This window comes from Streptomyces sp. NPDC005004, from assembly GCF_053600675.1.
Genome location: NZ_JBSGAH010000040.1, coordinates 1 through 11449, shown reverse-complemented (window position 1 = coordinate 11449; position 11449 = coordinate 1). Strand labels below are relative to the sequence as shown.

Sequence of the window (11449 nt, the reverse complement as noted above, 5' to 3'; positions counted from 1 at the left end):
GCCGCCCTCGTCGCCGTCATGATCATGGTGTCCTTCGCGACCTTCGACTGGCACTCCATCGCGCCCAAGACGCTGAAGCGGATGCCCGCTGGGGAAATCGCCGTCATGGCCATCACCGTGATCGTGGTGGTCGCCACCGACAACCTCGCCATCGGCGTCGTCGTCGGCTCCATCACCGCCATGGTCATCTTCGCCAAGCGCGTCGCCCACCTCGCCCGCGTGCACAGCGTCCTCGATCCCGACGGCACCACGGTCGTCTACCGGGTCACCGGTGAGCTGTTCTTCGCCTCCTCCAACGACCTCGTCGGCCAGTTCGACTACAACGGCGACCCCGAACGGATCGTCATCGACCTGTCCGAGGCCCACATCTGGGACGCCTCCTCCGTCGCCGCCCTCGACGCCATCGAGACCAAGTACAAGCAGCGCGGCAAGAGCGTCGAGATCACCGGACTGAACGACCCCAGCGCCCAGTTGCACGGCAAGCTCAGCGGCGAACTCGCTGCCAGCCACTGACGCGACCGAGACAACCGTGCCGGGTCGGTGTCCACCCTGGGGTGTGGGCACCGACCCGGCGGCCGTTTCGAGCAGCGGCTAGCTGCGCAGAAGATGTGCGATCTTTCCGGCAGTGTCCCGGGCGGTGCGGCCGACGCCGATCAGGGTGGCCGACGCCGGGCCGGTCCAGTCGCCGTAGCCGAGCAGGTGCAGCCGCGGCTCGGCGAGGGCGCGTGTGCCGTCGGTGGGGATGTGGCCGCGCGGACCGCGCAGGTTCAGCGGTGCCAGGTGGGACAGGGCCGGGCGGAAGCCGGTGCACCAGATGACCGCGTCCGCGCCGGTGTGGCTGCCGTCGGCCGACCAGGCGCCGTCGGCGGTGAGCCGGGAGAACATCGGCTTCGCGGTCAGGAGGCCGGCGTCACGGGCGGCGCGAACCGGGGGTACGGCGACGATGTCGCCGAGCGAGGCGACCCCGCCGGTGTCGCTGCGGCCTGCGTCGAGGGCGCGGCGGCGGGCGGTGGCGACATCGAACAGCGCGCGGCCGTCGATGTCGTCGGGGAGGAACCGCGGCGGGCGCTGGGTCACCCAGGTCACCTCGACGTGTTCGTCCAGGGCGAGGTCGGCGGCGATCTGGGCGCCGGAGTTGCCGCCGCCGACCACGACGACACGCTGCCCGGCGAAGTCGGCCGGACTGCGGTAGTCCACGGTGTGCAGCTGGCGGCCGGTGAACACCTCGCGGCCGGGCACGGCGGGAATGAAGGGCCGCGTCCAGGTGCCGGTGGCGCTGATGACCGCGCGGGCCCGCCAGGTGCCGGTGTCCGCCTCGACCAGGAGCCTCTCGCCGCCTGGGCGTACGGCGTTCACGCGGGCGCCGTGTTGGACGGGCAGGTCGTAGCGCTTCTCGTAGTCGGTGAGGTAGTCCACCACATGCCCGGCGTCCGGGTAGGTCTCGCCCGTCTGGACGGGCATGAGCCGGCCGGGCAGCGAGGAGTGCTCGGCCGGGGAGAACAGGTGCAGGGACTCCCACATGTGCTGCCAGGACCCGCCCGGCGCCGTCTCCGCGTCCAGGATCACGAAGTCGAGACCTTGGCGGCGCAGGTGGTAGCCGGCGGCCAGCCCTGCCTGGCCGCCGCCAACCACCACCACATCCGTGTGCTGCGTCACGGAGCCGTCGTCACCGCGCCCGGGGCGAACTTGGCTCGCCAGGCGAGCGCGACGTAGACCAGGCCGATCAGGACCGGGACTTCGATGAGCGGGCCGACGACGCCGGACAGGGCCTGGCCGGAGGTGACGCCGAAGGTGGCGATGGCGACCGCGATGGCCAGCTCGAAGTTGTTGCCCGCCGCCGTGAACGCCAAGGTCGTGGTGCGGTCGTAGGCCAGGCCCAGGCCCTTGCCCAGGAGGAAGGTGCCGAAGAACATGACCGAGAAGTACACCAGCAGCGGCAGCGCGATCCGGGCGACGTCCCAAGGCTGCGAGGTGATCGTCTTCCCCTGCAGTGCGAAGAGGATGACGATCGTGAACAGCAGCCCGTACAGCGCCCACGGGCCGATCTTCGGCAGGAACTTCGCCTCGTAGCCGGCGCGGCCGAGCTTCTTCTCGCCCAGGCGGCGGGTGAGGAACCCGGCGGCGAGCGGGATGCCGAGGAAGATGACGACGTTGAGCGCGATCTTCCACATGGAGATGTCCAGGTGCTCGCCGTTACCGAGGCCCAGCCAGCCGGGCAGCAGGTCGAGGTAGAACCAGCCCAGCAGTCCGAACGCCAGGACCTGGAAGACGGAGTTCAGCGCGACGAGGACGGCGGCGGCCTCGCGGTCGCCGCACGCGAGGTCGTTCCAGATGATGACCATGGCGATGCAGCGGGCCAGGCCCACGATGATCAGGCCGGTGCGGTACTCGGGCAGGTCCGGCAGGAAGATCCACGCCAGGGCGAACATCACCGCCGGTCCCAGAACCCAGTTGATGACAAGGGAGGAGATCATCAACTTGCGGTCGCCGGTGACGGCGTCGAGCTTGTCGTAGCGGACCTTGGCCAGGACCGGGTACATCATGATCAGCAGGCCGAGCGCGATCGGCAGGGAGATGCCGCCGATCTCCACCTTGGCCAGCGCGTCGTTCAGTCCCGGGATCAGCCGCCCGAGGCCGAGGCCGACGGCCATGGCGATGAGGATCCACACGGCGAGGTAGCGGTCGAGCGTGGAGAGCTTGGCGACGACGGATGCTTCCCGGGTCGTCGCGGGCGCTTCGGTGCGGGTCACGGGCAGGCCCTCTTGTTGTCGGCGGCGGTACGGGCCTGTTCGGCCAGGTCGGCGAACTGCCCGGCAAGCGATGCGATGACGTCCGCGCGGAGCTTGTAGTAGGTGAAGCGTCCGCACGGCTCGGTCTCGACGACCCCGGCCTCGCGCAGGACTCTCAGGTGGTTGGAGAGGTTGGTCTGCCGGGCGCCGGTCTCCTCCACCAGGTGGGTGGTGCACAGCGTCTCGCGGGCGAGCAGGGTCACGATCTGGAGCCTGAGGGGGTCGGCCAGCACCCGGATCAGGTCAGTGTCGACTGACGTCATCATGGACTGATACTGTCACATCACCCGGTGCTGATACCAGCCGGGGCTGATTCGTAGGCCCGTCGAAGGGGTCTTTCCATGTCCGCCGCTCCCACTCCCGCCCTGCCCGACGAACGCCTGGCCGCCGGCGCCGCCCGGCTCGCCGCCCGGCACGCCGGCCGCTTCTCGGCCGAGACCGTCCAGCGCCTGCTCACCGACTCCTACCGGCGCCTGGCCGGGCCCGCCTCGGTGACCACGCACCTGGTCGTGCTGGCCGAGCGCTTCACCGCCGAACGCCTTGACGCGCTCGCCCACGTCCAGGGCGCGCCGGGCTCGGGCCTGGCGCGGGTGCTGTTCGTGTGCAGCCACAACGCCGGCCGCTCCCAGATCGCCGCCGCCCTCCTTCAGCACCGGGCGGACGGCCGGGTCACCGTCTCCTCCGCGGGCACCCACCCCGGGCCCGGGATCGAGCCGCACATCGCCCAGGTCCTCACCGAGGCCGGCGCCGATGTGGCAGGCGCGTTCCCCAAGCCGCTGACCGACGAGGTCGTGCGCGCGGCGGACATCGTGATCACCATGGGCTGCGGCGACGCCTGCCCCGTCGTGCCCGGCCGCCGCTACCTGGACTGGCCCGTGGCCGATCCCGACGGCGCCCCGATCGCAGTCGTCCGCGCCATCCGCGACGACATCGACCGCCGCATCACCGACCTGCTCGCCGGCCTGCCGAGCACCTGAACCCCCCTCTGCATCACCTGCCACTCACCTTGTGAAGGAAGAACGCATGTCCTCCGCCCCGCTCGCCTCCGTGCTGTTCGTCTGCGTCCACAACGCCGGCCGCTCGCAGATGGCCGCCGGATTCCTCCAGCACCTCGCGGGCGACCGCATCGAGGTCCGCTCCGCCGGCTCCATCCCCGGCGACCAGGTCAACCCCGCAGCCGTCGAGGCGATGGCCGAGGCCGGCATCGACATCTCCGCTGCCACGCCGAAGATCCTCACCACCGAAGCCGTCCAGGCGTCCGACTACGTCATCACCATGGGCTGCGGCGACGCCTGCCCGATCTTCCCCGGCAAGAAGTACCTCGACTGGGCCCTCGAAGACCCCGCCGGCAAGGGCGTCGACGCCGTCCGCCCCATCCGCGACGAGATCAAGACCCGCATCGAGGCCCTCATCGCCGAGATCGACGCGAAGCAGGAGGCGTGAACACCGTGACCCAGCCCGACCAGGTGCGCGAGGTCGTCATCATCGGCTCCGGCCCCGCCGGATACACCGCCGCCCTCTACACCGCCCGCGCCCAGCTCAAGCCCCTGCTCTTCGGCAGCTCCATCTTCGTCGGCGGCTCGCTGACCACCACGACCGAGGTCGAGAACTTCCCCGGCTTCCCCGAGGGCGTCGACGGCCCGGTCCTGATGGAGAACATGCGGGCCCAGGCCGAGAAGTTCGGCGCCGAGATGATCGACGACGACATCGTCGAGGTCGACCTCACCGGCGACATCAAGCTCCTCACCGACTCCGCGGGCACCGTCCACCGCGCGAAGACGGTGATCATCGCCACGGGCTCCGGCTACCGCAAGCTCGGCCTGCCGAAGGAGGACGCGCTGTCAGGCCGCGGGGTGTCCTGGTGCGCGACCTGCGACGGGTTCTTCTTCCGCGATCGCGACATCGTCGTGGTCGGCGGCGGCGACACCGCCATGGAGGAGGCCACCTTCCTCACCCGCTTCGCCCGCTCGGTCACCGTCGTCCACCGCCGCTCCACCCTGCGCGCCTCCAAGGTCATGCAGGACCGGGCGTTCGCCGACGACAAGATCTCCTTCGCGTTCGACAGCGAGATCGCCGAGATCAAGGAGACGAACGGCATGCTCGGCGGCGTCGTCCTGCGCGATGTCTTCACCGGCGCCACCCGCGCACTGGACGTGACGGGCCTGTTCATCGCCATCGGCCACGACCCGCGCACAGAGCTGTTCGCCCGCCAGCTCGAGCTGGACAGCGAGGGCTACATCCAGGTGGCCTCCCCGTCGACGCGTACGAGCCTGCCCGGGGTGTTCGCCGCCGGCGACGTCGTCGACCACACCTACCGCCAGGCCATCACCGCCGCCGGCACCGGCGCGGCGGCGGCCCTGGACGCCGAGCGCTACCTCGCCGCCCGCGGCACAGCCGAAACTGAGCCGGCAACCGCTGCCGTCCCGGCCTGAGCGGTACTCGCAGGCGGGGCCGTCCGGAAGCTCCGGGCGGCCCCTCGAGCTCGGCAACCGGTGACGGCATGCTCTCCTTAATCGCTAGAGGGGCGGAGCGGGATGACGTTGTCGGGGACAGGCTGGTCGTGGTGGCCGGGTCGCCGGAGGATGAGGACGGCTGCTGCGAGGGCCATCTGCTCCGCTCGATGCCGGGAGGCAGCCTCGGCAGTCCGGGAGTCCTTGAGGGCTTCCTTCAGGCGGACGACCTCTTTGCGAAGCCGCGTTTCGACTTCCGGCGTCTGGTGCGTCTCTATACGCACCCGCGCGTAGAACTCCTCCTTGAGGTCGGCGTGGCGCTTTTGCAGAGCCATGCGGTGGACACCGGCCTCTGCGGCGAGCGCGACCGCGGTGAGGCTGCCGTTGGAGCAGGTGGGCTGGCCGGCCAGGAGACGGTCCATGGCCGCGCGGATGCGGGAGCGTTCGTCCTCGTACTGCTGGTTCATGCGATGGCCTCCTCGGCGGGCTGGGCGGCGGCGTCGTGCGCGTCGGCGAGTGCACGGAAGCGGCCGGCTGTTCGGCGAAACCGGTCACCCAAGGGCTGTGGCACGAGGGCTGCCTTCGCATCGAGCCGATCAGCGTACTCTCGTGCCGCCCGCGCGTGGCTGTCGGTGCGGACCGCGTTGCCGCAGCCGAGCTGGCAGGCGAACTGGTTGGGTGCCGTCGCCCCGGGGTCCGGGTCGCACAGGGCGGTGTCGCGCTTGAAGGCGCAGATGAGGAACGCGTTCGGATTGTCGAAGAGGACGAGGCCGTCGCGCGCGAGGAACTTGGCGGCGGCCTTCGGGGTGGTCAGGGCGCCTTCGAAGCCGGGGATTGAAGCGGCTCCGATGAGAGCCCGCCGAGCAGCGGGACCGGAGATCTTCTCGCCGGCCGCTGCGGCGTCGCGCAGCCGGGCTGCGGTCTGCGCCGCGGCGAGTGCGGTCTCGACGTCGAGCTCCCCGTGAAACCCCCGGCGCTCGCGACTGCCGTAGCCGGTGGAGGTGCGGGCGTCCAGGGCGGTGCGCATGTGCCCGTACTGGATGGCGAGGGCGACCAGACCGCCGGGGCGGCGGGCGATGTGCCAGGCCAAGGTTCTGCGCAGACGGCTCAGTCCCAGATTGCCGTGCGGGTCCTCCGGCACCGCCTGGGCGGGCAGGCCCTGGGCGGTGGCCTCCTGGTTGATCCATGACACGAGACTCTCGACCCGGCGGCCGAGGCTGGCGCGCTTCAGCGCGCCGTGGTGCTTGCGCTGCCCGATGATGTCGTGGTGGGTGGAGCTGAACAACAGCTCGCCCTTCGGAACGAGGCGCTCCAGGATGCGGATGGCGTTCACGACAGGGGTGATCGCGACCCAGGGGACGGCACGCTCCTCACCAGCGGAGATGTGGTGGCCGTCGGAGTCGCGGACGTTCTTGTAGTGATGGGCTCGGATCAGGTGCCGCGGCGTGGAACCGTCCTCGTTGGGTTCCGGATCGGGGCAGCAGCCGGACCGCAACGATTGGGCCTCCTGGGGGCGCATCCCGGTCAAGTACAGGATCACGATGGCGGCGGCCGTGGCCAGGTGCCGTACCAGAATCGGCGTCTCCTCGTAGTCCATGAACTCGCGCCAGGGCCGACCCTCGATCCGGCCCGTCACCGGCACCTGCATCGGGCTGGGGCCGGGCCGCCGGGCGACGAGAGCACGCAGCCCGCGTCGAAAGGCGAAGTCGTGGACCTGGTTCCAACTGGCTCCCGTGACCGCGGCGACGTAGTGGTGGGCCAGGGTGATGCCGTGCTTTCGGCTCACGGTGGCGGGTAGGAGGGCCCCGGAGTCGAGCAGTGGCTGCAGATAGTTCTTGACGGCTGCCAGGCCCCCTCGGGTGCTCGGGGTGGCCTTCACGCGGGCGTGCATGCGGCGGCGCTCGTCCCAGGCGGCCAGGATGTCGTCGGAGAAGTCCTCGACCAGGCGGATCGACCAGGTCAGCAAGGGGCCGATCACGGTCGGGTCCAGCGGCTCGGTCTTGTTCTCCCCGCCTGCCTTCCCGGTGGCGGCCGGCAGGTAGTCGTCGATGCCCTCACTCTCCCAGGGCGGCTGCGTAATGCCGCAGGGGCTGAGGGACAGCTGGTCGAAGGCCCACAGGTCCGAGAGCCAGCGCAGAATCGTCTGGGCATGATCGCGCGAGCAGCCGCTGGTGCACTTGGCGGCGTACGCCTTCCAGTGCTCCACGGTGCAGTCGCTGAGCCGGGACACCTCTTGCCGGTCGAGCCAGCGCGCGAACTTCAACCACTGCAGGATGTTGTCGCGCATGTTGGTCGCACCGTCGCGTCCCCGGTTCTGAAAGCCCCGTTCCTGTACGTAGGTGGGGCGCAGCTCGCCGTTGATCAGGATCCAGACGAGGAGCCTGAGCTCGCTGCGCAGGGAGGCGGGGCACCTCCACAGATTGATCTTGTGGATGCTGTCCCCGGGATTGTCGATCAGCGGTCCCATCGACCAGACGTCATCGCTGTAGCGGGAGTTGGGGTGGGCGTTGCCGGCGCTGATCCACCGGTCCAGGACCACCGGGCTTTCCGGCCCCGGCAGAGGAAGGATGTAGGGATCGGCCTCGAGCGTCAGAGCTGTCGTCACGGAGCGAGGTCTCCCTTGAGCAGGTGGTCGACGATCATGTGGTCGCGGTCGGTGATCCGGGCCAGAGCGGCGTCCCAGGTGCTCTCGTTGACCTTCGTCCGCAGGTCATCGAGCCGTTGGAGGAGCTCGTCCCACCGCTTTCGCCAGAGCTTCTCCGGCCAGCTGGAACGGAGCGATATCAGCTGCCGGCGCAGGAGCGCGAGGCGCGGGTGGTGGCCGGTGTGGACCCGGGCGTTCTCGCAGGACAGGCAGAGCAGGAAGTCGGCGCCGCAGCCCCCGCTCGGGTCCGGCCAGGGGCTGGTCTCCTCGTCCGCGCAGTCCGCGGTCGCGGTCTCCTGGTGGGTCGCATCGGCCGCGTCCGTGAGCCGCCCTCTGAAGGTGTAATCGCGGGCCTGTTCGAGGGCTTCCTTGGCGCCGGCAGCGATCACGTCGACCGCGGCCTCCTGGACGTTCTCGTCGGGCAGGACGTAGACGCTCTCATGGGTGCCGCGTTTGTGCTGCAGTGGCTTGCCCGTGGTGGTGATGGTGGTCCTGCGGGCGCGCTGGAAGGGCGAGCCGATCTTGTGACTTCTCGCCCATACTCGCGCGTCGGCCTTGGACACCCCGAAGCACAGCGGGCCGACATTCCGGGGCCGGTCCAGGTTGGAGTCCACGTCGGTGCGGCGCCGGTTGCGCGCGACCATCAGCAGGTCGTGGCCGGGTGACAGGGCAGCGGCCAGGGCTCGCCCGTGCTGCGTGGCTTCCAGGGCCTGGGTGATGAGCCGCCCGGGCGAGTCCGCGCCGGAGTCGGTGTAGTTCTCCGTGTCGAACCAGCGGCCCTCGCCCGAGCGGCGCTTCTCCACCAGGACCTCGTAAGTGACCGTGGCCCTCTCTCCTGCGGACGGGGTGGTGACGGGCACGTGCAGACGGTCATAGACCGACAGATTCCAGCCATAGCGGTCCGTCATCATCACGGCCAAGGCCGTCAGCTCCGCCCGGCTCAGGAACAGCCGGCCGGTCGTCTTCCCGCCGTTCTTTCCGCGCAGCAGTCCTTCGGCTCGGGTGTAGACCTTCCCCTCTTTGTCCGGGTACCCGGGCAGTTCGCCCGTGGTGGCGACGCACTCGAGGACCGCCCCGATCCTCCAGTTACGGCTGTCCGGGTCCAGTGCGCCCGACCGGTAGCGGGCGAGCAGCGCGGTGTTCTCCCGGATCCGCAGCAGCGCGGTACGGAACTGCCGTTCGGCGGCCAGCAGCACCTGGTCGCGCTCCGATGGCCGGTAGGACTGCTTGGAGGGCTTGCCCTTCTTCGGAACCGGGCGGGCCAGTTCCTCGGCGGCCAGACCCTGCGCCAGCTGCGGCTCGCGTTTCAGCAGCGTTCGTATCTTGGCCAGGGCCTCGCGCCCGCCAGGAGTGTCCATGTGGTTGTTGCGCCAGAGCCGGAGCGTGGCCGAGGTGAGGTCGCCGAGATCGTCGGCCGGGTGGCCCTGCGCCTTGAGGAACCGGGCGAAGATCTCGATGGACCGCCAGTACGACTCACCGCTCGCGTGGCTGTTCCACCCCATGGACTGCGCGGCGAACGCTCGCGCGAGGGAGGAGCGCATCGGCTGGGGCACGGTGATCGCGGCGAAGTCGAAGACGCGCTTGAAGCCTTCCTTGTTCAGCACGGTGACCCGCAGCCCGTCGGCGGCTATCCGCTCGGTTGCCTGGAAGTCCGGCGGCGGCAGGACCGCCCGGCGGCCCCGCCCGCTCACGATGCCGCCGCGACGGGCCGGGCCTCGACCAACCGCTCGATGTCCTGGATGCCGGAGGTCTCCCGGGCCAGCCGGGCGAACAGACCGTTCAGGTCCTTCGTCTCATCCATCTCACCGTGCTCGTCCTCGGTGTCGAAGGCGAGGATCGACTCCAGCTGCAGATGCATGACCGGGCGGAGGTAGTGCTCCTTCGTCGTCTCAACGTCCTTGTGCCCCAGCAGGGTCTTGACCAGCCACCACGGGTCGCCATAGAGCTGGGCGAAGTCGCGCCGGTCCGCGGCGGTGAGCCCGTACTTCTTGTCCATCAACTCGTTGAGCAGGATCAACATGTAGAGCGCCATCGAGTGCCGCATGGAGTGGGGTGTCGCGTACGGGACCTTCCCGCGGATCTCCGCGACCCGGAGCAGCCGGGGCGTCTCTCGTTCTTCCGGGGTCAGCAGAGCCTGTTCGCAGCGTTGGTTGGCCTGCCGGAACACGGTGTTCCAGCGGTCCGGCAGCATGGGCATGCCCTGCTCGGTCAGCCACAGCCACGCCGGCTCCGGGCCCTGCGGTCCCTCGACGAACAGCCACTGCCGCTCGCGCCAGTCGAGCAGGCTCAGGTCATGTCGCCCTGGAACGCCGTCGCGGTCGACCCAGTGGACCGTCGGGGTACGGCCCGTCGTGACCTTCGTGACCAGCCGCATCAGCGGCAACTTCTCGTACCGCCCCTGGGCTTGCGCCCGTACGACCGCCCAGGCCCTCTCCGACTCCGCGTAGGCGCTGACCTGGCGCAGTGAGTCGACCGACGCGTAGAAGGTCCGGTCTCGCTTCGACCGTGACAGCGCTCGGGCCATCTGCCCGTGGCAGTAGCGGCCCGAGCGCAGTGGGCGGGACGGCACCTCGAACGTCAAGATGGCGCCGGACTCCTGCCGCCGCAGCCCCGAGCTGAGTGTGAACCCGACGAACGAGGTGTTCCGCAGCTCGGTCCGCCCGTCCCAGCCCGGCACCGGTGTCCCGCCGGGACCGAAGCCGCGAAGACCCACGTCCTGCCAGAGGCCCCACGTTCGCGGTGTCAGCCACGACACCCGCGAGCTGCGGGCGTCCGCGGCGCGGTCCACCCGGCGCTGGCTGTCCACCGGCAGCGGCGTGACCTTCGCCCACCGGTAGAGCCGTGTGAAAGCCGACGCTTCCCGATCCCACTTCGTCCCGCTGATTCGGCTCGGGTTGAGTGGCGACTCGCACCGAAATTCCCTGTACGCGCGCAAGTCGCTCTCGGTCGCCTGTCGCCACGGAATCCCACGTCGCCACAACCAAGTCAGCAACAGTCGGATATCCAGCGCGTAATTCCGCCGAGTTTCCCGCTCCAGCGAATGGAATTCTGCGGAGAGCGCGAATTCCAGCAGCTCGGGATCGACGACGAAATCAGGCCGTACAAGAACCGGATCGCCCGGCTGAAGCCCCACCGCGGCCACTGTTGCCGGCAAGTCGTGGACCCCCAGCACTCCCTCCTCCGGCAGCGGCCCCCACCGCTCCGGATCCGGCACGAACACCAGCCACCACTCGTCCATCTGCCACCCCTGTGAGCCCCTTGAACTCACTCAATCATCAGGGAAACACAAATGCGGATCGTCCGGTACGCCTGTCACCCCGTACGCGATGTAACCGCACTGGCAGCGGCCCGTCCGCAGCTCGGGAGCGGTGGTCGATTCGGTCACTGCGAGATCTCCTTCAACACGACGAGCAGGTGCGAGGCCAGTGTGGCGCCCCAGAGCAATCCATGCTGGTGTTCGAAATTTCGCGCCTCCCTTGGAGGGGCAATTCACCCCTGGCGGTGAACTGGAGCGCAGAACACGAGAAGCTCGGCCACCTCGATGCGAGGTCCGCCGCCGCGAAGAA

At 69.7% G+C, this 11449-nt stretch carries 11 protein-coding genes; 4 read left to right on the top strand and 7 right to left on the bottom strand.

Translation table 11 applies throughout. The annotated features are described in order from the left end of the window. A partial coding sequence (locus ACWEEU_RS30385) for an STAS domain-containing protein (protein WP_451736857.1) occupies positions 1-513 on the top strand: 513 nt, incomplete at its 5' end. Between the two features lie 78 nt (positions 514-591). Here the strand turns inward: ACWEEU_RS30385 and ACWEEU_RS30380 are convergent. The 3 genes from ACWEEU_RS30380 to ACWEEU_RS30370 are packed head-to-tail and all read right to left on the bottom strand — an operon-like array spanning position 592 to position 3055. Further along, positions 592-1656 carry an ArsO family NAD(P)H-dependent flavin-containing monooxygenase gene (locus ACWEEU_RS30380; protein WP_451736855.1) on the bottom strand — a complete coding sequence of 355 codons (1065 nt, stop codon included), beginning with the start codon at positions 1654-1656 and terminating at the stop codon, positions 592-594. Next, positions 1653-2750 (bottom strand): ACR3 family arsenite efflux transporter, encoded by a 1098-nt coding sequence (arsB, locus tag ACWEEU_RS30375; protein WP_451736854.1) that lies wholly within the window; start codon positions 2748-2750, stop codon positions 1653-1655. The genes ACWEEU_RS30380 and arsB overlap by 4 nt, the downstream gene beginning before the upstream one ends. Then, on the bottom strand, positions 2747-3055 hold the full coding sequence (locus ACWEEU_RS30370) for an ArsR/SmtB family transcription factor (RefSeq protein WP_363011862.1): 309 nt from the start codon (positions 3053-3055) through the stop codon (positions 2747-2749). The genes arsB and ACWEEU_RS30370 overlap by 4 nt, the downstream gene beginning before the upstream one ends. Positions 3056-3130: 75 nt before the next feature. On the opposite strand from ACWEEU_RS30370, the gene ACWEEU_RS30365 reads away from it, so the two are divergent. The 3 genes from ACWEEU_RS30365 to trxB are packed head-to-tail and all read left to right on the top strand — an operon-like array spanning position 3131 to position 5221. Continuing rightward, on the top strand, positions 3131-3766 hold the full coding sequence (locus tag ACWEEU_RS30365) for an arsenate-mycothiol transferase ArsC (RefSeq protein WP_451736853.1): 636 nt from the start codon (positions 3131-3133) through the stop codon (positions 3764-3766). A 46-nt stretch (positions 3767-3812) separates the two neighbouring features. Beyond that, complete coding sequence (locus ACWEEU_RS30360; RefSeq protein WP_451736852.1) at positions 3813-4232, top strand: arsenate reductase ArsC; 420 nt, start codon at positions 3813-3815, stop codon at positions 4230-4232. Between the two features lie 5 nt (positions 4233-4237). Next, a complete protein-coding gene (gene trxB, locus ACWEEU_RS30355; RefSeq protein WP_451736859.1) occupies positions 4238-5221 on the top strand; it encodes a thioredoxin-disulfide reductase in 984 nt (327 codons plus the stop codon). Between the two features lie 77 nt (positions 5222-5298). On the opposite strand, the gene ACWEEU_RS30350 is transcribed toward trxB, so the two are convergent. Genes ACWEEU_RS30350 through ACWEEU_RS30335 form a run of 4 tightly spaced genes read right to left on the bottom strand, consistent with a single transcriptional unit; the run spans position 5299 to position 11121 of the window. Beyond that, the gene (locus ACWEEU_RS30350; protein WP_451736850.1) at positions 5299-5706 is read right to left on the bottom strand and encodes a hypothetical protein; all 408 of its coding nucleotides are present in this window, start codon (positions 5704-5706) and stop codon (positions 5299-5301) included. After that, the gene (locus tag ACWEEU_RS30345) at positions 5703-7844 is read right to left on the bottom strand and encodes an integrase (RefSeq protein WP_451736848.1); all 2142 of its coding nucleotides are present in this window, start codon (positions 7842-7844) and stop codon (positions 5703-5705) included. The genes ACWEEU_RS30350 and ACWEEU_RS30345 overlap by 4 nt, the downstream gene beginning before the upstream one ends. After that, the gene (locus tag ACWEEU_RS30340) at positions 7841-9574 is read right to left on the bottom strand and encodes a hypothetical protein (RefSeq protein ID WP_451736845.1); all 1734 of its coding nucleotides are present in this window, start codon (positions 9572-9574) and stop codon (positions 7841-7843) included. The genes ACWEEU_RS30345 and ACWEEU_RS30340 overlap by 4 nt, the downstream gene beginning before the upstream one ends. Then, complete coding sequence (locus ACWEEU_RS30335; RefSeq protein WP_451736842.1) at positions 9571-11121, bottom strand: site-specific integrase; 1551 nt, start codon at positions 11119-11121, stop codon at positions 9571-9573. Before ACWEEU_RS30335 ends, ACWEEU_RS30340 begins: the two co-directional genes overlap by 4 nt. Between the last annotated feature and the right edge of the window lie 328 nt (positions 11122-11449).

What these genes read in the sequence shown, in the direction of transcription:
- ACWEEU_RS30370 (WP_363011862.1), bottom strand. Translation starts at nt 3,055, where the DNA reads ATGATGACGTCAGTCGACACTGACCTGATCCGGGTGCTGGCCGACCCC.
- ACWEEU_RS30365 (WP_451736853.1), top strand. Translation starts at nt 3,131, where the DNA reads ATGTCCGCCGCTCCCACTCCCGCCCTGCCCGACGAACGCCTGGCCGCC.
- ACWEEU_RS30360 (WP_451736852.1), top strand. Translation starts at nt 3,813, where the DNA reads ATGTCCTCCGCCCCGCTCGCCTCCGTGCTGTTCGTCTGCGTCCACAAC.
- ACWEEU_RS30350 (WP_451736850.1), bottom strand. Translation starts at nt 5,706, where the DNA reads ATGAACCAGCAGTACGAGGACGAACGCTCCCGCATCCGCGCGGCCATG.
- ACWEEU_RS30335 (WP_451736842.1), bottom strand. Translation starts at nt 11,121, where the DNA reads ATGGACGAGTGGTGGCTGGTGTTCGTGCCGGATCCGGAGCGGTGGGGG.